The 23,110-nt window shown below is 64.9% G+C and carries 15 protein-coding genes and 2 tRNA genes; 13 read left to right on the top strand and 4 right to left on the bottom strand.

What is annotated here, in order from left to right; all coding sequences use genetic code 11:
• Nucleotides 1-10 precede the first annotated feature (10 nt).
• Nucleotides 11-1,528 (top strand): DNA recombination protein RmuC, encoded by a 1,518-nt coding sequence (locus AC05QJ_RS24575; RefSeq protein WP_476743840.1) that lies wholly within the window; start codon nucleotides 11-13, stop codon nucleotides 1,526-1,528.
• Here the strand turns inward: AC05QJ_RS24575 and AC05QJ_RS24570 are convergent.
• Complete coding sequence (locus AC05QJ_RS24570) at nucleotides 1,500-4,976, bottom strand: PAS domain-containing hybrid sensor histidine kinase/response regulator (RefSeq protein WP_476743839.1); 3,477 nt, start codon at nucleotides 4,974-4,976, stop codon at nucleotides 1,500-1,502. The two genes, AC05QJ_RS24575 and AC05QJ_RS24570, sit on opposite strands and share 29 nt — an antisense overlap.
• Nucleotides 4,977-5,243: 267 nt before the next feature.
• Here AC05QJ_RS24570 and AC05QJ_RS24565 point away from each other — a divergent pair, with 267 nt between their 5' ends.
• On the top strand, nucleotides 5,244-6,392 hold the full coding sequence (locus AC05QJ_RS24565) for a TDT family transporter (protein ID WP_476743838.1): 1,149 nt from the start codon (nucleotides 5,244-5,246) through the stop codon (nucleotides 6,390-6,392).
• Nucleotides 6,393-6,575: 183 nt separating this feature from the next.
• Nucleotides 6,576-8,450, top strand: a complete 1,875-nt coding sequence (locus AC05QJ_RS24560; protein WP_476743837.1) for an MFS transporter — start codon at nucleotides 6,576-6,578, stop codon at nucleotides 8,448-8,450.
• A gap of 16 nt (nucleotides 8,451-8,466) precedes the next feature.
• Here the strand turns inward: AC05QJ_RS24560 and sugE are convergent, their stop codons facing one another.
• Entirely contained in the window at nucleotides 8,467-8,784 is a 318-nt protein-coding gene (gene sugE, locus AC05QJ_RS24555; protein ID WP_476743836.1) for a quaternary ammonium compound efflux SMR transporter SugE, read from the bottom strand.
• Nucleotides 8,785-8,939: 155 nt separating this feature from the next.
• Nucleotides 8,940-9,860 (bottom strand): recombination-associated protein RdgC, encoded by a 921-nt coding sequence (rdgC, locus tag AC05QJ_RS24550; protein WP_476743835.1) that lies wholly within the window; start codon nucleotides 9,858-9,860, stop codon nucleotides 8,940-8,942.
• A 160-nt stretch (nucleotides 9,861-10,020) separates the two neighbouring features.
• Between rdgC and AC05QJ_RS24545 the strand changes: the two genes are divergently transcribed.
• From AC05QJ_RS24545 to AC05QJ_RS24500, 10 genes are all read left to right on the top strand, one after another.
• Nucleotides 10,021-10,096, top strand: a tRNA-Val gene (locus AC05QJ_RS24545).
• A gap of 16 nt (nucleotides 10,097-10,112) precedes the next feature.
• Nucleotides 10,113-10,189, top strand: a tRNA-Asp gene (locus AC05QJ_RS24540).
• Between the two features lie 334 nt (nucleotides 10,190-10,523).
• Nucleotides 10,524-14,558 (top strand): molybdopterin-dependent oxidoreductase, encoded by a 4,035-nt coding sequence (locus AC05QJ_RS24535; RefSeq protein ID WP_476743834.1) that lies wholly within the window; start codon nucleotides 10,524-10,526, stop codon nucleotides 14,556-14,558.
• Between the two features lie 334 nt (nucleotides 14,559-14,892).
• Nucleotides 14,893-17,451, top strand: coding sequence for a nitrite reductase large subunit NirB (gene nirB, locus AC05QJ_RS24530; protein WP_476743833.1), 2,559 nt, complete (start codon nucleotides 14,893-14,895; stop codon nucleotides 17,449-17,451).
• Nucleotides 17,451-17,810 (top strand): nitrite reductase small subunit NirD, encoded by a 360-nt coding sequence (gene nirD / locus AC05QJ_RS24525; protein ID WP_476743832.1) that lies wholly within the window; start codon nucleotides 17,451-17,453, stop codon nucleotides 17,808-17,810. Before nirB ends, nirD begins: the two co-directional genes overlap by 1 nt.
• Nucleotides 17,811-17,929: 119 nt before the next feature.
• Nucleotides 17,930-18,862 (top strand): pca operon transcription factor PcaQ, encoded by a 933-nt coding sequence (gene pcaQ, locus AC05QJ_RS24520; RefSeq protein ID WP_476743831.1) that lies wholly within the window; start codon nucleotides 17,930-17,932, stop codon nucleotides 18,860-18,862.
• A gap of 196 nt (nucleotides 18,863-19,058) precedes the next feature.
• Complete coding sequence (locus tag AC05QJ_RS24515; RefSeq protein WP_476743830.1) at nucleotides 19,059-19,805, top strand: FKBP-type peptidyl-prolyl cis-trans isomerase; 747 nt, start codon at nucleotides 19,059-19,061, stop codon at nucleotides 19,803-19,805.
• Between the two features lie 253 nt (nucleotides 19,806-20,058).
• Nucleotides 20,059-20,499: a YkvA family protein gene (locus tag AC05QJ_RS24510; RefSeq protein ID WP_476743829.1), complete on the top strand. Its 441-nt coding sequence runs from the start codon at nucleotides 20,059-20,061 to the stop codon at nucleotides 20,497-20,499.
• A 102-nt stretch (nucleotides 20,500-20,601) separates the two neighbouring features.
• The gene (locus tag AC05QJ_RS24505) at nucleotides 20,602-20,943 is read left to right on the top strand and encodes a helix-turn-helix domain-containing protein (RefSeq protein WP_476743828.1); all 342 of its coding nucleotides are present in this window, start codon (nucleotides 20,602-20,604) and stop codon (nucleotides 20,941-20,943) included.
• Nucleotides 20,940-21,308 carry a hypothetical protein gene (locus tag AC05QJ_RS24500; protein WP_476743827.1) on the top strand — a complete coding sequence of 123 codons (369 nt, stop codon included), beginning with the start codon at nucleotides 20,940-20,942 and terminating at the stop codon, nucleotides 21,306-21,308. The genes AC05QJ_RS24505 and AC05QJ_RS24500 overlap by 4 nt, the downstream gene beginning before the upstream one ends.
• On the opposite strand, the gene AC05QJ_RS24495 is transcribed toward AC05QJ_RS24500, so the two are convergent.
• On the bottom strand, nucleotides 21,309-23,066 hold the full coding sequence (locus tag AC05QJ_RS24495) for a bifunctional diguanylate cyclase/phosphodiesterase (RefSeq protein ID WP_476743826.1): 1,758 nt from the start codon (nucleotides 23,064-23,066) through the stop codon (nucleotides 21,309-21,311).
• Nucleotides 23,067-23,110 lie beyond the last annotated feature (44 nt).

Genomic DNA, 23,110 nt, shown 5'->3' with positions numbered 1-23,110 from the left:
GGGGGTGAGCATGCTGTCGATGGTTGCATTGGATCTGGCCAGCGTGATGCTGGGCGTGGTGCTGGCGCTGGTACCGTCCGCCGCATTGTTGCTGCGCTGGCAGCGAGGGCAGGCGGATCGCCAGGCGCAACTGGCCTTGCAGGAAGAGCGCCTCAACAGCGCGCTGCTGGCCCAGGAAGGATTGCAGGCGCAACTGGAGGCCAGCCGCGACGAGATCAGCGACCTCGGCCAGGCCAACGCAGTCAAGCAGGCCAACCTTGCCGCCCAGGCCCGTGAGCTGGACTTGCTGCAGATCGACCGCGACAACGCCCGCGATGCCGCCCATGCCTGGAACCTCGAACGCACTGCCCGTGAAGCCGAGCTGCGTCGCCTCGACGCCCGTTGTGCGGCCCTCGAGGCCGAACTGCGGGAGCAGCAGGACAGCCACCAGCAACGCCTCGCCGACCTGCAGGGCTCCCGTGACGAGTTGCGCGCCCAGTTCGCCGAAATGGCCACGAAGATCTTCGACGAGCGCGAGCAGCGCTTCGCCCAGACCAGCCAGCAACACCTCGGGCAGTTGCTCGATCCGCTCAAGGAACGCATCCAGTCCTTCGAAAAACGCGTCGAGGAAAGCTACCAGCAGGAAGCCCGCGAGCGCTTTTCCCTGGGCAAGGAACTGGAGCGCCTGCAACAACTCAATCTGCGCCTGAGCGACGAAGCCACCAACCTGACCCAGGCCCTCAAAGGCCAGAAGACCCAGGGTAACTGGGGCGAGCTGATCCTCGAGCGGGTGCTGGAGCACGCCGGCCTGGAGAAGGGCCGCGAATACCAGACCCAGGTCAGCCTCAAGAGCGCCGATGGCGAGCGCTTCCAGCCCGATGTGCTGATCCTGTTGCCCGGCGACAAGCAGGTGGTGGTGGACTCCAAGGTCAGCCTCACCGCGTACCAGCAGTTTGTCGGCGCCACCGAAGATGATGTCGCCCAGGCGGCGCTCAAGCAGCATGTGCATTCGCTGCGCAGCCATGTCAAAGGGCTTTCCAGCAAGGACTACAACCGGCTGGATGGCCTGCACAGCCTGGATTTCGTGCTGTTGTTCGTGCCCATCGAAGCGGCGTTCTCGGCGGCGCTGCAGGCCGAGCCGGGCTTGTTCCAGGAAGCCTTCGACCGGCAGATCGTGATCGTCAGCCCGACCACGCTGCTGGCGACCCTGCGGGTCATCGACAGCCTGTGGAAGCAGGAGCGGCAGAGCCAGAACGCCCGCGAGATCGCCGAACGGGCAGGCTGGCTGTACGACAAGTTCGTGCTGTTCATCCAGGACCTGGACGAGCTGGGCAACCGCCTGCAGCAGGTGGACAAGGCCTATGCCGCAGCGCGCAACAAACTGTGCGAGGGGCGCGGCAACCTGATCAGCCGCAGCGAACAGCTCAAGCTGCTCGGCGCCCGGGCCAGCAAGAGCCTGCCGGCCGACCTGCTGGAAAAGGCCATGGGCGCCGGCGACAGCGATCCGGCCAACGACGCCCCTATTGCACCAGGCTCAGGTGGCGATTGAGCAACGCGCGCAAGGCGGCCGGCTTGACCGGCTTGCTCAGGTAGTCGAGCCCGGCGGCATGGACCTTGGCGGTGGTTTCGCCATGGCCGTCGGCGCTGATCACCACGCCAGGTACCGGTTCGCCGAGGCGGGTACGCAGCCAGGCCATCAGTTCCGTGCCCACTTCGCCGTCGTCCAGGTGGTAATCCACCAGCGCCAGGTGCGGACGCAGGCCCTGGTCGAGCAGGGTTGCGCACTCGTCACGGTTGCGCGCAGTCCAGACCTGGCAGCCCCAGCGGCTGAGCAGGCTGTTCATGCCGATCAGGATGCTGTCTTCGTTGTCCACGCACAGCACCTGCAGGCCTGCCAGCGGCTGCCCGGCCTGCTCGGCCGGTTTCACCGGCTCGGGCGCGCGACTGCTGGCCAGCGGTACGCTGACCCGGAATACGCTGCCCTTGCCGGTCCATGAGCGCACTTCCAGTGGGTGGCCGAGCACCTTGCACAGGCCATCGGCGATCGCCAGGCCCAGGCCCAGGCCTTTTTCGGCGCGGGTCTGATGGCTGTCCAGGCGCTTGAACTCTTCGAAGATCACTTGCAGCTTGTCGTCGGCGATGCCGGGGCCGCGGTCCCAGACTTCCAGCCACAGATGATCCTTGTTGCGCCGCACGCCCAACAGGATCGGGCTCTTGCCATAGCGGAAGGCGTTGGTCAGGAAGTTCTGCAGGATGCGCCGCAGCAGCTTCATGTCGCTGTTGACCCGCAGGCGGCTGCCGCGCAGGCGGAAGTCCAGGCCCTGTTCGCGGGCCAGCACCTTGAACTCGGCGCCCAGGGTGTCGAACAGTTCGCTGAGGGCGAAGGGCTTGGCATCCGGGGTGATCTTGCCGTTTTCCAGGCGCGAGATGTCCAGCAGGTCGCTGATCAGCTCTTCGGCCGAGCGCAGCGAGCTGTCCATGTGCTGGACCAGTTGCTGGGCCTCGCCCGAGAGCCCCTCGGCCTGGTGTGACAACGCCGCGGAGAACAGCCGGGCGGCGTTCAACGGCTGCATCAGGTCGTGGCTGACCGCGGCGAGGAAGCGGGTCTTGGATTTGTTTGCCGCCTCGGCGTGGCTCTTGGCCTGGGTCAGTTCCAGGTTCAGTTGCGACAGCTCGCGGGTGCGCTCGGCAACCCGCTGCTCGAGGCTTTCGTTGGAGTCCTTGAGGGCCTGCTCGGCTTCGCGGAACGGGGTGATGTCGGTGAAGCTCATGACGAAGCCGCCACCCGGCATCGGGTTGCCGATCAGTTCGATCACCCGGCCATTGGGGAACAGCCGCTCGGAGGTGTGGGCGCGGCCCTGGCGCATCCAGTGCAGGCGCCGGGCCACATGGACCTGCGCTTCGCCGGGGCCGCACAGCCCGCGTTCGGCGTTGTAGCGGATGATGTCGGCAATCGGCCGGCCGACGCTGATCAGGCCGTCCGGGTAATTGAACAGTTCCAGGTAACGGCGGTTCCAGGCCACCAGGCGCAGCGACTGGTCGACCACGCTGATGCCCTGGCTGATGTTTTCGATGGCGCCCTGCAGCAGGGCGCGGTTGAACTGCAGCACCTCCGAGGCTTCGTCGGCGATGCGCACCACGTCTTCGAGCTGCATGTCGCGGCCTTCGATGGCCGCCTTCACCACCGCCCGCGTCGAGGAGGTGCCCAGCACACCGGCCAGCAGGCGTTCGGTGTGTTCGATCCATTCGCCGTCGGCGTTCTGGTTGGGGTTGAAGCCCTTGCCCTGGCGGTAGGCAAAACGAATGAAGCTTTGCCGTGCCCGTTCCTCGCCGACGAAGCGTGCGGCCAGGTGCAGCAGGTCGTCGATCTGCACTGCCAGTTGGGTGCGGTGGCTCGGTCGTGCGCTGCTTTGCTGGCCGATGAAGCGCCCGGCCTGCCAGTGCTCGGTCACCCGGGTACGCGACAGGATCGATACCCAGGCAAAGACGATGAAGTTGCCCGCCAGCGACAGCACCACGCCCTGGGTCAGCGGGGTGATCGGCAGGTCCAGCGGGTTGCCGTGCAGCCAGGCCAGGCCCGGGAACAGCTCCAGCGACCAGCCGACGCTGTGGGCGGCGATCGGCAGCACCAGGGTGTAGAACCACAGGAAGGTGCCGGTGGCCAGGCCGGCGAATACACCGCGGCGGTTGGCCTGCTTCCAGTACAGGGCGCCGAGCATGGCCGGGGTCAACTGGGTGACGGCGGCGAAGGCGATCTGGCCGATGGTCGCCAGGCTCGCCGTGGAGCCCAGCAGGCGGTAACTGACGTAGGCCAGCAGCAGGATCACCACGATGGTCACCCGGCGCACCGTGAGCATCCAGTGGCGGAAGGCTTCGAACGGGCGCTCGGCGGCGTTGCGGCGCAGCAGCCAGGGCAGCAGCATGTCGTTGGAAACCATGGTCGACAGCGCCACGGCCTCGACGATGACCATGCCGGTGGCGGCCGAGGCGCCGCCGATGAACGCCAGCAAGGCCAGGCTCGGGTGGGCTTCGGCGAGCGGCAGGCTGATGACAAAGGAGTCGGAGATCACCGTGCCCGGCAGGAGCATCTGCCCGGCCAGGGCGATCGGCACCACGAACAGCGCGGCCAGCACCAGGTACATCGGGAACACCCAGCGCGCCATGCGCATGTCCTGGGGCTCGATGTTCTCCACCACGGTGACCTGGAACTGCCGCGGCAGGCAGATGATCGCCATCATCGCCACCCCGGTCTGCACCACCATCGAGGGCCAGTTGATGGTCTCCTGCCAGTAGGCGTCGAGGGCCGGCGAGGCCTTGGCCTGGCTGAACAGGTCGTCGAAACCGTCGTACAGGTTGAACACCACGAAGGCACCGACGGCGAGGAAGGCCAGCAGTTTGACGATGGCTTCGAAGGCGATGGCCAGGACCATGCCACGGTGGTGCTCGGTCACGTCCAGGCTGCGGGTGCCGAAGACGATGGAGAACAGCGCCAGCACCAGCGACACCACCAGCGCGGTGTCCTGTACGCGGCTGCCGGTGGCGTCGGCGTTGGCGCCGATCAGCAGGTTGACGCCGAGCACGATGCCTTTCAATTGCAGAGCGATATAAGGCAGCACGCCCACCAGGCAGATCAGCGCCACCACCACGGCCAGGGTCTGTGACTTGCCGTAGCGGGCGGCGATGAAGTCGGCGATGGAGGTGATGTTTTCCTGTTTGCTGATCAGCACCATCTTCTGCAGCACCCAGGGCGCGAAGATCAGCAGCAGCACCGGGCCGAGGTAGATCGGCAAAAAGGCCCAGAGTTGTTCGGCCGCCTGGCCGACGGCACCGAAGAAGGTCCAGCTGGTGCAGTACACCGCCAGCGACAGGCTGTAGACCCAGGCGCGCAGGCGCGGCGGCAGCGGGGTGCTGCGACGGTCGCCGTAGAAGGCGATAGCGAACATGATGGCCATATAGGCCAGGGCGACCACCGCGATCAGCCCGCTGGACAACGACATGACGACTCCGGACGAAAAATGAGCTCGACGCCATGGGCGACGAACCTCGATCAATCAGTCTGGCATGCCGCCAGCACTTCGTCAGCGCCGACCAAGGTCGCAGTGGCGGGGTGTCGCAGCAAAGGGCTGTTTCAGACGCTCGGAAGGGGTTGTAGAGGGTTATTTATCGGTAAAACCGATAACAGATAGAGAAAATACCCGTTATATGGATATTCCTTCAGATTGTAAGCTCGTTTCCACCTCATCAGAGGACAGGAGACAACCCTCATGCCCTGCCAGAACGCTACTCATCCCTTGGTGCCTTTCAATCAGTTGGCGCATCCCCGCGAAGTGATCCGCCAGTTCACCCCGAACTGGTTCGCCGTGGTCATGGGCACCGGCGTGCTGGCGCTGGCCTTGCCGCAATCGATGCCGTGGCTGGCGGGTGTTGCCGAAGGTCTGTGGTGGCTGGCGATCGGCCTGTTCGTGCTGTTCAGTCTGTTGTACGGCGCACGCTGGCTGCTGTTCTTCGACGAGGCGCGGCGGATCTTCACCCATTCCACTGTCTCGATGTTCTTCGGCACCATTCCCATGGCGCTGGCGACTCTGCTCAACGGTGCCATGGTCTTCGGCCTGGCACGCTTCGGCGAGGGCATCCTGCCCTGGATCGAAGCACTGTGGTGGCTGGATGTCGGCCTGGCGCTGCTGTGTGGGGTGGCGATCCCGTTCCTGATGTTCACCCGCCAGGAGCACAGCATCGACCAGATGACGGCGGTCTGGCTGCTGCCGGTGGTGGCGGCGGAAGTCGCGGCGGCCAGCGGCGGCCTGCTGGCGGTGCATCTGGACGATGCTGCGCGGCAGTTCCAGGTGCTGGTGACCAGCTACGTGCTGTGGGCGGTGTCGCTGCCAGTGGCATTCAGCATCCTGACCATCCTCATTTTGCGCATGGTCCTGCACAAGCTGCCGCCGGCGCACATGGCGGCGTCGAGCTGGCTGGCCCTTGGCCCGATCGGCACCGGCGCTCTCGGCATGCTGCTGCTCGGCGGTGCGGCCCCGGCGATCTTCGACGCCAACGGCCTGGCCGGTTTCGGCGAAGTCGCCCGCGGCCTGGGGTTGATCGCCGGCATCGTGCTGTGGGGCTGCGGTTTCTGGTGGCTGCTGACGGCGGTGCTGATCACCCTGCGTCATCTGCAGCAGGGCATGCCCTTCAACCTGGGCTGGTGGGGCTTCACCTTCCCGTTGGGCGTGTATGCCCTGGCGACCCTGAAGCTGGCGCTGTGGCTGAAGCTGGGCTTCTTCCAGACCCTGGGCGGGGTGCTGGTGCTGGCGCTGATCGGTATGTGGGCACTGGTGGCCTGGCGGACACTGCGCGGGGCCTGGCGAGGCGAGCTTTTTGTGTCGCCTTGTATTGCCGACTGCACGCACAAACCCGCCTGACGCCCACGCCGCATCGCTGGCAAAGCCAGTTCTTCCGGGAAAAGCAGCACACGGCCCCGGGGGAGCTGGCTTTGCCAGCGATGCGGCCACAGGGGTGGAACGAAGGTGCGTCAATCCGGCAAAGTGTGGCTTTTCCCGCGCCCGGCGCCTCAAACCACAAAGCCCCACTCAGGTACACGGACGATGAGTCACTCTTCGCAGTTCGCCTTGCTCAAGAAGCGTCGCTTCCTGCCGTTCTTCATTACCCAGTCGCTGGGTGCCTTCAACGACAACCTGTACAAGCAGTCGCTGATCCTCGCGATCCTCTACAAACTCAGCCTCGGCGGCGACGGCTCCATGCTGGTCAACCTGTGCGCGCTGCTGTTCATCCTGCCGTTCTTCCTGTTCTCGGCCCTGGCCGGGCAGTTCGGCGAGAAGTACGCCAAGGACGCGCTGATCCGCGCGATCAAGCTGGCCGAGGTGGTGATCATGGCCATCGGTGCGGTCGGCTTCCTTTATAACCAGTTGTGGCTGATGCTCCTGGCGCTGTTCGCCATGGGCACCCACTCGGCGCTGTTCGGCCCGGTGAAGTACTCGATCCTGCCCCAGGCCCTTCGCGAGGAGGAGTTGGTGGGCGGCAACGGTCTGGTGGAGATGGGCACCTTTCTGGCGATCCTCGCCGGCACCATCGCCGCCGGGGTCATGATGTCCGCCAGCGGCTACGCGCCGGTGGTGGCGACCGGCATCGTCGGCACCGCAGTGCTCGGCTACCTCGCCAGCCGCGCCATTCCCCGCGCGGCTGCGGCCTCGCCGCAACTGAAGCTGCAATGGAACATCTTCGCCCAGACCGGCGCGACCCTGCGCATGGGGCTGAGCCAGACGCCAGCGGTATCCCGTTCCATCGTCGGCAACTCGTGGTTCTGGTTCGTCGGCGCCATCTACCTGACACAGATCCCTGCCTACGCCCAGGTGTGGATGCACGGCGATGAAACCGTGGTGACCCTGATCCTTACCCTGTTTTCGGTGGGCATCGCCCTGGGCTCGCTGCTCTGCGAGCGGCTCAGCGGGCGCAAGGTGGAAATCGGCCTGGTGCCGTTCGGCTCCTTCGGCCTGACCCTGTTCGGTCTGCTCTGGTGGTGGCATTCCGGTGATATCCCGGCGGGTGACGCGCCCTACGGCTGGCTGGCGCTGCTGGGCATGACCAAGGCCTGGTGGATTCTGCTGTCGATCGTCGGCCTCGGCGTATTCGGTGGCTTCTATATCGTGCCGCTGTACGCGCTGATCCAGGCGCGCACTCCGGAAGACCAGCGGGCCCGGGTGATCGCCGCGAACAACATCCTCAACGCACTGTTCATGGTGGTCTCGGCCATCGTCACCATGGTGCTGCTGGGCGCGGCCGGGCTGGAGATTCCCCAGTTGTTCCTGGTGGTGTCGCTGCTGAATATCGCGGTCAATGCCTATATCTTCCGCATCGTTCCCGAATTCAGCATGCGCTTCATGATCTGGCTATTGAGCCACTCGATGTATCGGGTCAAGCATCGGGACCTGGAGCAAATTCCCGACGAAGGCGCGGCGCTGCTGGTGTGCAACCATGTGTCGTTCGTCGATGCGCTGCTGATCGCAGGCGCCGTACGCCGGCCGATGCGTTTCGTCATGTACTACAAGATCTACAACCTGCCGGTGCTCAACTTCATCTTCCGTACCGCCGGGGCCATTCCCATTGCCGGGCGCAACGAAGACCTCGCCACCTACGAGCGCGCATTCGAGCGGATTGCCCAGTACCTGGAGGACGGTGAGCTGGTGTGCATCTTCCCCGAAGGCAAGCTGACCAGCGATGGCGAGATCGATGAGTTCAAGGGCGGGGTGAAGCTGATCCTGCAACGCACGCCGGTGCCGGTGATTCCGCTGGCGTTGCAGGGGTTGTGGGGGAGTTTCTTCAGCCGCGACCCGGCCAAGGGCTTTTTCCGCCGCTTCTGGTCGCGGGTGACGCTGGTGGCCGGCACCGCTGTTCCGGGTGAGCAGGCGGAGCCGGCGCTGCTGCGCGAGCGGGTAGGGGCGCTGCGTGGAGAAATCCGCTAACGGCGGATGACGAAGGTCAGCTCGCGCTGACCTTCAGCCCGATCAGGCCGGCAACGATCAGCGCCACGCTGACCAGCCGGACCAGGGCCATGGACTCGCCGAACAGAATGATTCCGGCAATCACCGTGCCCACGGCTCCCACGCCGGTCCAGATGGCATAGGCGGTGCCCAGCGGCAGTTCCTTCATGGCCAGGCCGAGCAGGCCGAGGCTGATGGCCATGGCGGCCACGGTGAGGACAGTGGGAAGCGGGCGGGTGAAGCCGTCGGTGTATTTAAGGCCGACCGCCCAGCCGACTTCGAACAGGCCGGCAAAAAACAGGATGATCCAGGACATGCGTGATACTCCATCAGGTGATGGGGCCGTCCCCGGATGTTGACGCGGTGCGTCGCGAGGCCGTCCTCGCAGAGCGCACTATGGTGCACAGGATTGGTGCGAAGGGCAAATGCTGCACAAATGAACGGGGCCGCAGATGCGGCCCCGTCTTTTCATCAGATCCCCTGCGGAATCTCTTCACCGCCCAGCGCTTCGAACAGCGCCGGCAGGAACTCGGTGAAGGTCAGCATCATCAGGGTGAAGCTGGCGTCCAGTTGGCCCAGGGCCTCGTCGCCGCCGTCTTCCTCGGCCTGGTCCTGCAGCAATTCCTCGAACTTCAGGCGCTTGATGATGGTCTTGTCGTCCAGCACGAACGACAGCTTGTCTTGCCAGGCCAGGGCCAGTTGGGTGACCTGCTTGCCGGTGCCCAGGTGCATCTGGATTTCTTCGCTGGTCAGGTCCTGGCGCTTGCAGCGAATGATGCCGCCATCTTCCTGCGGGTCGCGCAGTTCGCACTCGTCCAGGACATAGAAGTCCGGTGCCGCCTGCTGGTTCTTCACCCAGTCGGTCAGGGTGGCGCTCGGCGCGATCTTCACGGTGACCGGACGCACCGGCAGCGAGCCCATGACTTCACGCAGGGTCGAGAGCAGGTCTTCGGCGCGCTTGGCGCTGGCCGAGTTGACCAGGATCAGGCCCAGCTTCGGCGCGATGGCGGCGAAGATCGTGGCGCGACGAATGAAGGCACGCGGCAGGAACGCCTGGATGATCTCGTCCTTGATCTGGTCGCGTTCCTTTTTATAGACCTTGCGCATCTGCTCGGCCTCGATCTCCTCGACCTTCTCCTTGACCGCGTCGCGCACGACGCTGCCTGGCAGGATGCGTTCTTCCTTGCGTGCGGCGATCAGCAGGAAGTCACCACTGACGTGCACCAGGGGTGCGTCTTCGCCCTTGCCGAACGGGGCGACGAAACCGTAGGTGGTCAACTCCTGGCTGGCGCATGGGCGGGCAGGCTTGGTGGCCAGTGCGGCTTCAAGCGCTTCGGCATCGAACGGAATGTCCTGGGTCAGGCGGTAGCTCAGCAGGTTTTTGAACCACATGGGATGGATCTCTCCTCTCTACATAAGGGGCGCATTATTCTCTGAGCGAAGGGCTCAGGCCAAGTTCTGCTAAGTCTTTGGAACGCTTGGAAAAAAAATTTAAAAAAGTGCTTGCCAGACCATGAGGTGCTCCGTAGAATGCGCGCCACACCGAGACGATGGGTGATTAGCTCAGCCGGGAGAGCATCTGCCTTACAAGCAGAGGGTCGGCGGTTCGATCCCGTCATCACCCACCACTTCTCAGTGTTACGCGCAGCGGTAGTTCAGTCGGTTAGAATACCGGCCTGTCACGCCGGGGGTCGCGGGTTCGAGTCCCGTCCGCTGCGCCATATTTAGCTTCCAGGGCCCACTGAACACCCGGAAGCAACGAAGAAAGCGACCTTAGGGTCGCTTTTTTTGTGCCTGCGATTTTTTCGGCATCGCACGCCACCCCGTGGTGCACGGCTCACCAAGGCGGTGCAGGCATTTCCCGCTAATCGTCCCTGTACCCCGTAAAACAAGGCCCACGGCATTCTGGCGCGGCCCTTGCTTTGACCTGCGCATCAGGCAATCAACGTCGATTGCCCCGTTCACGACAAAGGCGCCGTGCCGCTCCACCTGGATATTCAGGAGGGAGCGGCAGGGCGCCTTTTTGTTTTTGCGCAAGGCAGGGGAGTCAGGGTCATGACCAGCACGACGGTGCGCAGTGTCTGTCCATATTGCGGTGTCGGTTGCGGCATCGTCATGAGCGTGACCGATAACCGCGTGACCAAGGTCAGCGGTGACAAGCAGCACCCGAGCAATTTCGGCCGGCTCTGTACCAAGGGCCTCAGTTGTCATCAGCCGCTGCGCGAGTCCGGACGGATGGAATGGGCGTTCGCCCGCGAACAGCGCCAGCGCGACCCGGTGCGCCTGGGGATCGATCAGGCCATCGAACAGACCGCCCGGCGCTTGCGCGAGATCATCGACCGTGACGGTCCCGACGCTGTGGCGCTCTACGTGTCCGGGCAGATGTCGCTGGAAGCCCAGTACTTGGCCAACAAGCTGGTGAAGGGCTTTATCCGCAGCCGTCATATCGAATCCAACTCGCGGCTGTGCATGGCCAGCGCCGGCAGTGGCTACAAGCTGTCGCTGGGCGCCGACGGGCCCCCGGGCAGCTATCAGGACTTCGAGCAGGCCGAGGTGTTCTTCGTCATCGGCGCGAACATGGCCGATTGTCACCCGATCCTGTTCCTGCGTCTGCTCGACCGGCTCAAGGCCGGCGCCCGGCTGATCGTGGTCGATCCGCGGCGCAGCGCCACCGCCGACAAGGCCGACCTGTTCCTGCAGGTCCGCCCCGGCACCGACCTGGCACTGATCAACGGCCTGCTGCACCTGCTGTTGGAAAACGGCCATACCGACAACGACTTCATTGCCCGCTACACCGAAGGCTGGGACGAAATGCCGGCCTTTCTCGCCGACTACACCCCGGCGCGGGTGGCTGAAATCAGCGGGCTCGCCGAAGCCGATATCCGCCAGGCCGCCGCCTGGATCGGCGCGGCAAAGGACTGGATGAGCTGCTGGACCATGGGCCTGAACCAGAGTATCCACGGCACCTGGCACACCAACGCCCTGTGCAACCTGCACCTGGCCACCGGCGCGATCTGCCGGCCAGGTAGCGGTCCGTTCTCGCTGACCGGTCAGCCCAATGCCATGGGCGGACGGGAAATGGGCTACATGGGCCCGGGCCTGCCAGGGCAGCGCTCGGCCCTGGTGGCAGACGACCGCCATTTCATCGAAGACCTGTGGAAGCTCCCTGCCGGCAGCCTGCGGGCCGAAGCCGGGGAGGGCACTGTCGGTCTGTTCGAACAGATGGCCGCCGGGCAGGTGAAGGCCTGCTGGATCATCTGCAGCAACCCGGTGGCCAGCGTCGCCAACCGCCAGAATGTGATCGACGGGTTGCGCGCCGCCGAGCTGGTGATCAGCCAGGACGCGTTTCTCGATACCGAAACCAACCGTTACGCCGACATCCTCCTGCCCGCCGCGCTGTGGGCCGAGTCCGAAGGTGTGATGATCAACTCCGAGCGCAACCTGACCCTCACCGCGAAGGCCGTGGACGCCCCCGGCGACAGCCTGGCGGACTGGCAGATCATCGCCCGGGTCGCTTGTGCCATGGGCTACGCCGAGGGTTTCAGCTACGCCAGCGCCGAAGCCGTGTTCGACGAGATCCGTGCGGCCTGGAACCCCGCCACCGGCTACGACCTGCGCGGCCTGGACTACGCAAAACTACGCGCCGGCCCACGGCAATGGCCTTGCGAGCCGGGCCGCGACGACGCCCGCAGCCCGCTGCGCTACCTCAATAACGGCCTGAGCCAGCACCTGCGGGAAGTGGCCGACGGCCAGCGCCCGTCGATCAGCTTCGCCACAGCCAACGGCAAGGCACGTTTCTTTGCCCGGCCCTGGCTGCCGCCCTCCGAACTGCCGGACGAATCCTACCCGCTGGTGCTTAACACCGGCCGCGTCCAGCACCAGTGGCACACCCTGACCAAGACCGGCAAGGTCGCCAGCCTCAACAAGCTCGATCCCGGCCCGTTTCTCGAACTCAACCCCGCCGACGCCGCTGCATTGGGCATCGCCGACAAGGACCAGGTGCAAATCCGCTCGCGCCGCGGCCAGGCGGTGCTGCCGGCGCGGATCAGCGCGCGGGTGATGGCCGGCAACTGTTTTGCGCCGTTCCACTGGAACGACCTGTACGGCGAGCACCTGGCGATCAACGCCGTGACCTGCGACGCGGTGGACCCGGTGTCGCTGCAGCCGGCGTTCAAACATTGCGCCGTGGCCCTGACCCGAGTCAGCGGCGAGCGTCTCGACGTCCTTGAACTGAACCCTGCCATCCCCGAGGAGAGCCGGTCGATGCCCACCAATACCTTGCGCCAGGTCCTGGGCCTGGGCGCCACCCCTGCCATGGCCCTGGCCGACGGCGAACAGCATTACCTGCATGGCTTCCTCCTCGGACTCGACGCGGCGCAGCCCGGTGGCGTGCCGGTGCTGCCGGCCAGCGCGCCCGTGGCGCCGGCGCGGCGGCTTTTCATCGACGGCGTGCTGGCCGGCCTGTATTCCCGCAGCGAGCCAACCACCGCCGTGGTGCCGCTGGACGCCCCCGTAGCCCTGGCTGCACCTGCGCACCTGGTGCTCTGGGCCTCGCAGACCGGCAACAGCGAGGCGCTGGCCGAACGTTGTGCCAGCACCCTGCGTGGCGCTGGGCTGGAAGTGCAACTGACATGCATGGAGGCGTTCACTCCCGCACAGGCCGGTGACGCTGCCAGTCTGTTGCTGATCGCCAGCACCTTCGGTGACGGCGAGGCGCCCGACAGCGGTGCGGCGTTCTGGCAGGCCCTGCAGGGCGATGCGGGCTGGGCAAAGCGCCCCTACGCCGTGCTGGCGTTGGGGGATTCCAGTTACGACCAGTTCTGCGGCTTCGGTCGCAAGCTGGATCAACGCCTGGCCGAACTGGGTGGACAGCGCTTGCTGGAGCGGGTCGATTGCGAGCCGGATTTCGACGAGCCTTTTGCCGGCTGGTTGCAGGCGCTGACTGGCAAGCTGGCCGCAGTGCCCGTGACGGCGCCAGTGACCGAGGTCGAAACCGTCGCCTTCAGCAAACAGGCGCCACTGCCGGCGCGACTGCTGGAAAACCGCCTGCTCAATGCTGCCGGTGCCAGCAAGGAAACCCGGCAGATCGTTTTCGACCTCGGCGACAGCGGGCTCACCTACGAAGCGGGCGATGCCCTCGGCGTGTGGCCACGCAACTGTCCGACACTGGTGGACGAGTGGCTGGCGCGCAGCGGGCTCAACGGTAGTGCTGAAGTGACCCTCAAGGGACAGTCACCGATGCCGCTGGCCACCGCGCTGGCCGAGCATCTGGAGATCACCCGCATCACCCCGCAGATACTGGAGCGGGTTGCCGCACAGCATCCACAAGGCGCCTTGCCGACCGACAAGGACGCCCTGAAGGACTGGCTGTGGGGGCGGCAACTGCCGGACTTGCTGGCCGAGTTTCCGTTGTCCCTGTCGCTGACCGAATGGCTGACGCTGCTCAAACCGTTGCAGCCGCGACTGTACTCCATCAGTTCCAGCCCCAGGCTGCATCCGCGTCAGGTTCACCTGACGATGTCCACGGTGCGCTATGGTCGGCGCAAGGGGGTGTGTTCCAGCTTCCTCGCCGACCGCGCCGACGAACTGAAGATAGCGATCTTCCCGCAGCCCTCGGCGCACTTTCGCCTGCCGGCGGATGATCGCCTGCCGGTGATCATGGTTGGCCCCGGCACCGGTATCGCGCCGTTTCGCGCCTTCCTGCAAGAGCGCCAGGCGCGGCAGGCGAGCGGGCGCAACTGGCTGCTGTTCGGCGAGCAACGCCAGGCCTGCGACTTCTATTACCGCGACGAGTTGCTGGCCTGGCAGGAAAGCGGCCTGCTGACCCGCCTGGACACCGCGTTCTCCCGGGATCAGGCAGAAAAGATCTACGTCCAGCAGCGCATGCGTGAGCAGGGCGCCGAACTGTGGCAGTGGCTGCAAGACGGAGCCTTCTTCTATGTCTGTGGAGACGCCGGGCGCATGGCCAGGGATGTGGATGCGGCGCTGAAGGCCGTAGTGGCCGAGCAAGGGCGGATGAGCGCCGAGGATGCCGCGTTGTATGTGGCCGGGTTGAGTCGGGACAAGCGGTATCTGCGGGATGTGTATTGATTTCGGGGGGATGCCGGGACTTTGTGGAAGCCGGCGTTGCCGGCGATTACTGCAGTGATGTCGCTGCAAGAAAATGCGCCATAACGGTGAAGTCTGCACCAGCATGGTTCGATTTCACTGCCTCATGATCGCCAGCCCCTCGGATTTCAGGCTGTTTCGCCACTTGGCACACTCCCTGCTTTTACCCACTCACAACGTCCCAGGTGGTCAACGTCGATCACCGCCACGGACTCCATAACGATTCAAGACCAGGCAAAGGCGCCTGGAGCTTCGGCTCCAGGCGCTTTTTTTTGTGTTTTTTTCAGGGCTCGCCCCGCACCGTGAGGAACCGGATATGAACGCCATCGCGTCCATCGAACAACGAGAGAAGCTGGTCATTGTCGGCAACGGCATGGTGGGCCATCACTGCGTCGAGCAACTGATCGAACGCGGCGCCCTGGCCCGCTTCGAGGTGCGGGTGTTCGGCGAGGAACGGCAGCGCGCCTATGACCGCGTGCACCTGTCGGAGTATTTCAGCGGCAGCGATGCCGAGGCGCTCGCCCTCGGCGAGGCGGGGCTGTACGCAGACAATGGCATCATCCTGCATCTGGGCGAGGCGGTGCTGGAGGTGGACCGCGAGCGCCGCGAGGTGGTGACTCCCGAAGGCCGCTATGCCTACGACCGGCTGATCCTCGCCACGGGCTCCTATCCCTTCGTGCCGCCGATCCAGGGCTCCGAAGACGCGGCGCGGCTGGTCTATCGCACCCTCGATGACCTCGACGGCATCCGTGCCGCCGCCACCAGCGCACGGCGCGGCGTGGTAGTCGGTGGCGGCCTGCTCGGGCTGGAGGCGGCCAATGCCCTCAAGTCCCTCGGGCTGGAAGCACATGTGGTGGAGTTCGCGCCGCGCCTGATGCCGGTGCAGCTCGACGGCGAGGGCGGTGCCGCGCTGCGGGCGCAGATCGAGGCGCTGGGCGTTGGCGTACACCTGTCGCGGGCGACCCAGTCCATCGTTGCCGGCGAGGCGTACCGCTACCGGATGAATTTCGACGGCGGTGAGTTCCTCGAAACCGACCTGATCGTGTTTTCCGCCGGTATCCGTCCGCAGGACGCCCTGGCGCGAGCCTGCGGTCTGGAGGTGGCGCCCCGTGGTGGCGTGGTGATCGACGGCGATTGCCGCAGCAGTGACCCGCGGATCTTCGCCATCGGTGAGTGCGCGTCGTGGAACGGCAGTGTGTTCGGCCTGGTCGCTCCGGGCTACAGCATGGCCCGCAATCTCGCCGCCGCGCTGGCCGGGCAACCGTCCACGGCGTTTGCCGGCGCCGATATGTCCACCAAGCTCAAGCTGCTCGGCGTCGATGTGGGTTCCATCGGCGACGCCCACGGTGCCACGCCCGGTGCGCGCAGCTACCGCTTCATCGACGAGGCCGGCAGTGCCTATCGCCGGCTGGTGCTGGATGCCAGCGGCAAGCGGGTGATCGGCGCCGTACTGGTGGGCGACAACAGCTACTACGACACCCTGCTGCAGTACGTGCAGAACGGTATCGCCGTGCCGGCCGACCCCGCCGGGCTGATCCTGCCGCAATCCGGCGGCGCCCCAGCCCTGGGCGCTGATGCATTGCCGGACAGTGCCACCATCTGCTCCTGCCACAACGTCAGCAAGGGGGCGATCTGCGCTGCGATCGACAGCGGCTGCGGCGACCTCGCCGCCGTCAAGGGCTGCACCAAGGCCGCCACCGGCTGTGGTGGTTGCGCGGCGCTGCTCAAGCAGGTCTTCGAGCACGAACTGACCGCCCGCGGCGTGACCGTGGACAAGAGCCTCTGCGAACACTTCGCCTACACCCGTCAGGAGCTTTACGGGCTGGTGCGGGTCGAGGGGATCCGCAGCTTCGCCGAACTGCTCGAACGCCACGGCAAGGGCCACGTCGGCTGCGATATCTGCAAGCCCACCGTGGGTTCGATCCTCGCTTCGTGCTGGAACCAGCCGATCATGGACCCGGCGCTGGTACCGCTGCAGGACACCAATGACACCTTCATGGCCAACATGCAGAAGAACGGCACCTATTCGGTGGTGCCGCGGATTCCCGGCGGCGAGATCACCCCGGACAAGCTGATCGTCATTGGCGAAGTCGCGAAGAAATACGACCTCTATACCAAGATCACCGGCGGCCAGCGCATCGACCTGTTCGGTGCCCAGTTGCACGAGCTGCCGCTGATCTGGGAAGAACTGATCGCCGCCGGCTTCGAGACCGGCCACGCCTACGGCAAATCGACGCGCACGGTGAAGTCCTGCGTCGGCAGCACCTGGTGTCGCTACGGTGTACAGGACAGCGTGAAGATGGCCCTGCTGCTGGAAGACCGCTACAAGGGCCTGCGCTCGCCGCACAAGCTCAAGTTCGCGGTGTCCGGCTGCACCCGCGAGTGCGCCGAGGCGCAGAGCAAGGACATCGGCGTAATCGCCACCGAGAAGGGCTGGAACCTGTACATCTGTGGTAACGGCGGCATGCGCCCGCGGCACGCCGAACTGTTCGCCACCGACCTGGATGACGACAGCCTGGTGCGCCTCATCGACCGCGTACTGATGTTCTACATCCGCACCGCCGACAAGCTGCAGCGCACCTCGGTCTGGCGCGAGAACCTGGAGGGCGGTCTGGACTACCTGAAGCAGGTGATCCTCGACGACAGCCTGGGCCTTGCCGCCGAGCTGGAAGCGCAGATGCAGCATGTGGTCGACCGCTACGAATGCGAGTGGGCCAACGCCCTGAAGGACCCGGAAAAGCTCAAGCGCTTCCGCACCTTCGTCAACGATCACCGCGCCGATCCGGACGTGCACTTCGTCCGCGAGCGTGGCCAGCGCCGGCCCATCGCGGCGGCCGAACTCCACCTGATCCCGACCATCGAGGAGGTAGTCTGATGAGCCTGTCGAACGTAGCGGTACACGCACCCATCACCTGGACCGCGGTCTGCGCCGAGGCGGACCTGGTGGCCCAGTCCGGCGTGGTCGTCTGGCACGAGGGCGCGCAGGTCGCGCTGTTTCACCTGCCCGGCGCGCCAACCGAGGTCTACGCCCTGGACAACCATGATCCGCAGTCCGGGGCCAATGTGATCGGGCGTGGATTGATCGGCAGTCTGCAAGGCGAGCTGGTGGTGGCTTCACCGCTCTACAAGCAGCATTACAGCCTGCGCGACGGTCGTTGCCTGGAGGATGACAGCCAGGCGCTGCGGGTATGGGCCGTGCGGTTGAACGAGGGCAGGGTGGAGATCGGCAACTGAAGCTGCAAGTTTCAAGCTGCAAGCGGCAAGTGAGGAGCGAGTAGCGTCGCCACCGCTTTCTCTTGCAGCTTGCAGCTTAGAGCTTGCAGCTCGTAGTTGGGCGGATAAACTCGCTCCCCATGAACCTCGACACCCGCATCAAATTCCGCCACCTGCTGTGCTTTCTCGAAATCGCCCGCCAGGGCAGTTTCGCCAAGGCCGCCGATGCCGTGGCCATCACCCAGCCGGCGATTTCCAAGACCCTCAAGGAACTGGAAGACCTGTTGCAGACCCGTTTGTTCGAACGGGGCCGCCAGGGCGTCGAACTCACCCCTGCCGGCGTGCGCTTCATGCGCTACGCCGGTCCCTGCGTGCAGGCCCTGCGCGAAGGGGTGAGCACCCTGCGCGGCGAGGAGCACGCGCCGCCGCAGGTGCGGGTCGGGGTGTTGTCCACGGTGGAAAGCCTGCTGATGCCGGAGGTCATCTGCCGCCTGCACCAGCGCCACGCCGCGCTGGTGGTCAGTGTCTCCACCGGGCCGAGTGCGCACCTGCTGGCGCAGTTGCATGTCGGCGATCTGGATCTGGTGATCGGCCGCATGACCGACAGCCCGCAGATCCAGGGCCTGCTGTTCGAGCACCTGTACAGCGAGTCGATGTCCCTGGTGGTGCGTCCCGGACATCCCTTGCTGGCCCGCCCGACGGTGGAGCGCAGTCTGCTCGGCGATTACCCGCTGGTACTGCCGCTGGCCGGCACCACCATTCGCAAGCACGCTGACAGCCTGTTCGTGCAATGCGCCATCGAACAGCCGCGTCAGCGCCTGGAAACCCTGTCTCCGGCCTTGAGCCGGCGTTATGTGCAAGGCAGCGATGCGATCTGGGTGGCACCCCGGGATGCGGTGCGGGTCGATCTCGATCGCGGTGAACTGTGCGAGCTGGACCTGGGCGTGAGCGAGCCGGGGGGCTCGGTGGGGATCTGCAGCAATGCGGCGTTGCCGTTGCCGCTGCCGGCTCAATGGCTGTGTGAAGTGTTGCGCGAAGTTGCAGCGCAGTACCGCGATGGTGCCTATCCCTGAGCGGCGCACCACCACGTTTGGTGCACGCTGGCCGTCGATGCTGGCCCTGTGCCGGGCCGCTTCATGAAGACCTGTTCATCTGGCTGAACTTATAGGGCTTTTCTCGTTCCTATTGCCGGTAGCCATTGGTCGTGGCCGCCTGATATTCTCGCGGCTTTACCCGATTGCCCCTTTGGCGCATGAACAAGGAAATAGCATGAAACAGCATCGGTTGGCGGCTGCGGTTGCCCTGGTTAGCCTGGTCCTGGCGGGTTGCGATTCGCAGACCAGCGTCGAGCTGAAAACCCCGGCACAGAAAGCCTCCTACGGTATCGGCCTGAACATGGGCAAGAGCCTGGCTCAGGAAGGCATGGACGATCTCGATTCCAAGGCCGTGGCCCAGGGCATCGAAGACGCCATCGGCAAGAAAGAACAGCGCCTGAAAGACGAAGAGCTGATCGAAGCCTTCGCCGCGCTGCAGAAACGCGCCGAGGAGCGTCTGGCCAAGCAGAGCGAAGAATCCGCCGCTGCCGGCAAGAAGTTCCTCGAAGAGAATGGCAAGAAGGCCGGTGTCACCACCACCGCTTCCGGCCTGCAGTATGAAGTCGTGAAGAAGGCCGACGGCCCGCAGCCCAAGCCGACCGACGTTGTGAGCGTTCACTACGAAGGCAAACTGATCGACGGCAAGGTGTTCGACAGCTCCGTCGAGCGTGGCGCGCCGATCGACCTGCCGGTCAGCGGCGTGATTCCAGGCTGGGTCGAAGGCCTGCAACTGATGCACGTTGGCGAGAAGATCAAGCTGTACATCCCGGCTGACCTGGCCTACGGCGCCCAGAGCCCGAGCCCGATGATCCCGGCCAACTCGGTCCTGGTCTTCGACCTCGAACTGCTGGCGATCAAGGATCCGGCCAAGCTGGACGCGCCTGAAGCCGAAGCTGAGGCACCCGCCGCTCCGGCCAAGTAATCCGGTCGATGCTGTTGTCAAACGCCCCGTATGCACGGGGCGTTTTCATTTGTGGCGCCGGATGCAAGCCTGGCTGGCGTCAGACGGTGAGACGCTCGTAAAACGATTGCGCGTTGAAACAAGTGTGTAAAAAACGCCCGATTTGACCTCGGCCCTTGTCTGCCGGGAGTCGCGGGCGGGAAATGAAGCTCTGTTCACAAGGTTATCCACAATTAATGTGGATAACCTTCCCGGCCCCGCCGTTGGAGGACACATGAAAGCACCGTGGAATTTCGCCCGTTTCCTGCCACTCGCCGAGCGCCTCTTGAGTCGCGGTCGCCTGCCGGCACTGTTGTTCGCCGTGGCCCGCAAGGGGCCGCGGCTGGGCCAGCTCAGGGAGGATGTGCGGTTGCTGCAAGCCCTGTGCGTCGCCTGGTGGCGCGGCGAATACCGGGCGATCAGCCCAAGGGCACTGGTGACCATCGTCGCCGGGTTGCTGTATTTCGTCAGTCCGCTGGACGCGATTCCGGATTGGCTGCTGGGTGTCGGGCTGCTGGATGACATCGCGGTACTGGGCTGGGTGCTCAAGACCGTGAGCGACGAGCTGGAGGCTTTCCGTGCCTGGCGCCAGCGCCAGTCGCCGGAAAAACTGCGGGTGGTCGAGCGCCTCCCGGATACACCCGAAGCGCTGCGCCTGGAGCAGGGAAAAGGCTGAGCGAAGCGGCGCTGCTGCAATTCTCTTGTTGGCTGGTAATATTATTGGCATAACGATTATGCCTACAGATTACATGCGAGATGTCCGACAAGGGGGGTTGTAATGGCTATTCAGGTAATCAGCCGAGATGGTCAACCCGAGTACGCGGTTGTTCCCTGGGATCAATACCAGGCGTTGCTCAAGGCGGCAGGGGTGTCAGAGACTGCCCCGGCCGCTGATCACGCCGACCAAGCACCTTCCACACCGACCAGTGCGCCCGCTTTGAGCGAGCTGGCGGCGCTGCGTCAGGCCAAGGGCCTGGCACTGGAGCAGCTGGCACGCACCGTGGGCATCAGCCCTCACTACCTGGCGATGATCGAAAGCGGCGAGCGCCTGCCGGATTCGGCGATTCGACGCAGTCTGGCCTGGGAACTGGGCCTGCCTGGCTGGAGCGATCCGTCATGAGCGCGGTACGGATCAGCCGACAACACTGGGAAGGGCTGCTGGGCGAGCTGGATGTCGCCCGCCGCCAGCGCCATCTGCTCACCTACCGTGCACTGCTGGAGCGGCTGCAACTGCCGAGTCCGGCCATGCAGACCCTGACGGCGGCGCTGGAGTACCTGGCGGTGCTCGACGCCCGCGCCGAGCAGCCACTGCGCAGCTCGCTGGTGATCAGCCAGGGCGCCAGCAGGTTGCCGCGTACCGGTTTCTTCGAATGCGTGGAGCGCCTGGGGCGTTTCTCCGGGCCGTCGGACGGCATGGCTGCGGCGTCCTGGCACGCCTCCGAGGTAGTGCGGGTTTTCGAATTCAGCTATCCGGAAGCGGACTGATCAGGCGGCAGACGTATCGATCAGGTACAGGCTGTGTCCCGCAGTCTCTTTCGCATGGTGCTTGGCCTGCGAAGCAAGGTCGGCCAACTGATCGGCATCCAGGTGCGCGCACGCCTCAGGGCGCAGTTGCACGACGCCGATGGAGAGCGATAGCAAGGGAAACTCCTGGCGCTGGCCCAGGCGGTTGTGAGCGATGAAACAACCCGCGTCAAGGTGTTCGGCGCGGTGGAAACGCCGGCACTGTTTCTGAAAGTCTTCCAGCAGTACGTCCAGCCGCTGCTGCCAGTCTTGTGAGCCCAATACCAGCATGAAGTCGTCGCCGCCGATGTGGCCGACGAAGTCGCGGCTGGGATCTACCCGTTCATTCAGGCACTGGGCCAGGCACAGCAGCACTTCGTCCCCGCGGGCATAGCCATAGATATCGTTGAAAGGCTTGAAGCTGTCGATATCGACGTAGCAGATGGTCGCCTGGCGCTTTTGCTGCAGCAGGCGTGTCAGGCACTGCTGGATCGGCACATTGCCCGGCAGCAGGGTCAGCGGATTGGCATAGCGGGCTTGCTGGATCTTCTGTTCGGTAATCAGCTTGAGCACGTCGATGACCCGGCCAAGACCCACGTAGCGGCCCTGCTGGGTGATGATGAAATCTTCCTCGATACGCTGCCGTGCACGGCTGGTCAGCAAGCGGCTGACGGTCTGCAGCGACTGGCTCAGTTCCACGGCAAGAAAATCGTCGCTCATCAATCGGCTGATCGGTTTGCGCGCGAACAGATCGGTGGCGAAGGGCTTGAGCAAGGCATCGGAGAGCGAATGGCGATGGACGATGCCGATCGGCCGCTGGTGTTCGTCGAGTACCGCCAGCGAGTTGAGGTTGGCCTGGCGGCGGAACGCTTCGAGCACTTGCGGCGTGGCGGTGTTGCCGATCACTGCCTGCTGCTCGATGAGCAGGGCGCTGAGGTCCGAGGCTTCATCGGTCAGCGCCGGCACCTGGCTTGGCACCGGGCCTGGGAGCAACTGTGCGGCGTCGCGCGGGGGCTGTTCCTGGGGGCGGCAGATGAAATAACCCTGGACCAGATCGACGCCCATGTCGGTCAGTACCGTCAGTTCTTCGGCCAGTTCGATGCCTTCGGCGATCACCTGGGCGCGCGATGCCTTGGCGATCTGCAGGATGGACCCGACGAACTCGCGCTTTACCGCATCCAGATGAATGCCGTCGATGAAATGGCGGTCGATCTTCACGTAGTCCGGGCGCAGTTCCGACCACAGACGCAGGCTCGAATAACCGGCGCCGAGATCGTCCAGGGCAATCGAGAAACCCATGTCGCGGTAGTGATGCAGGGCGTTGTAGAGCAACTGGAAGTCGTCGGTCGGGGTCTGCTCGGTCAGTTCGATCACCACCTGGCTGGCGGGAATGCCGAGATTCTGCAACAGCCGGAGGGTCAGCCCGGACTGGTACTGCGGCTCCAGCAATGACTCGGGCGAAACGTTGAGGAACAGCTTGCCTTCCAGTTTCTGCTGGCTGAACCGTCGGCAGGCACTTTCCCGGCAGGCGATTTCCAGTTCGGTCAGGCGGCCGGCATGGCGGGCCACGGCAAACAGGTTGATCGGTGAGTGCAGCGGGCTGTTGGACGGTCCCCGGCTCAGGGCCTCGTAACCCAGGATGCGGCGTTCGGAGAGGCGGACGATGGGCTGGAACAGGCTGTGCACGCCGTTTTGAGTCAGGATGGAACTCAAGGCGCTGAGCTGTTCAGTCATGGTCATGTCGTTACTACCCCGGACAAAAAAAGGACCGGAGGCGTATGGCC

This window comes from Pseudomonas sp. TUM25319 (assembly GCF_056388475.1).
Note: the sequence above shows the minus strand (reverse complement) of the source record. Positions and strands in the feature narration are given on the sequence as shown.

What these genes read in the sequence shown, in the direction of transcription:
- AC05QJ_RS24500 (WP_476743827.1), top strand. Translation starts at nt 20,940, where the DNA reads ATGAGCGCGGTACGGATCAGCCGACAACACTGGGAAGGGCTGCTGGGC.
- sugE (WP_476743836.1), bottom strand. Translation starts at nt 8,784, where the DNA reads ATGTCCTGGATCATCCTGTTTTTTGCCGGCCTGTTCGAAGTCGGCTGG.
- AC05QJ_RS24560 (WP_476743837.1), top strand. Translation starts at nt 6,576, where the DNA reads ATGAGTCACTCTTCGCAGTTCGCCTTGCTCAAGAAGCGTCGCTTCCTG.
- AC05QJ_RS24495 (WP_476743826.1), bottom strand. Translation starts at nt 23,066, where the DNA reads ATGACCATGACTGAACAGCTCAGCGCCTTGAGTTCCATCCTGACTCAA.
- nirB (WP_476743833.1), top strand. Translation starts at nt 14,893, where the DNA reads ATGAACGCCATCGCGTCCATCGAACAACGAGAGAAGCTGGTCATTGTC.
- rdgC (WP_476743835.1), bottom strand. Translation starts at nt 9,860, where the DNA reads ATGTGGTTCAAAAACCTGCTGAGCTACCGCCTGACCCAGGACATTCCG.
- AC05QJ_RS24535 (WP_476743834.1), top strand. Translation starts at nt 10,524, where the DNA reads ATGACCAGCACGACGGTGCGCAGTGTCTGTCCATATTGCGGTGTCGGT.
- AC05QJ_RS24510 (WP_476743829.1), top strand. Translation starts at nt 20,059, where the DNA reads ATGAAAGCACCGTGGAATTTCGCCCGTTTCCTGCCACTCGCCGAGCGC.
- nirD (WP_476743832.1), top strand. Translation starts at nt 17,451, where the DNA reads ATGAGCCTGTCGAACGTAGCGGTACACGCACCCATCACCTGGACCGCG.
- AC05QJ_RS24505 (WP_476743828.1), top strand. Translation starts at nt 20,602, where the DNA reads ATGGCTATTCAGGTAATCAGCCGAGATGGTCAACCCGAGTACGCGGTT.
- AC05QJ_RS24515 (WP_476743830.1), top strand. Translation starts at nt 19,059, where the DNA reads ATGAAACAGCATCGGTTGGCGGCTGCGGTTGCCCTGGTTAGCCTGGTC.
- AC05QJ_RS24575 (WP_476743840.1), top strand. Translation starts at nt 11, where the DNA reads ATGCTGTCGATGGTTGCATTGGATCTGGCCAGCGTGATGCTGGGCGTG.
- pcaQ (WP_476743831.1), top strand. Translation starts at nt 17,930, where the DNA reads ATGAACCTCGACACCCGCATCAAATTCCGCCACCTGCTGTGCTTTCTC.
- AC05QJ_RS24565 (WP_476743838.1), top strand. Translation starts at nt 5,244, where the DNA reads ATGCCCTGCCAGAACGCTACTCATCCCTTGGTGCCTTTCAATCAGTTG.
- AC05QJ_RS24570 (WP_476743839.1), bottom strand. Translation starts at nt 4,976, where the DNA reads ATGTCGTTGTCCAGCGGGCTGATCGCGGTGGTCGCCCTGGCCTATATG.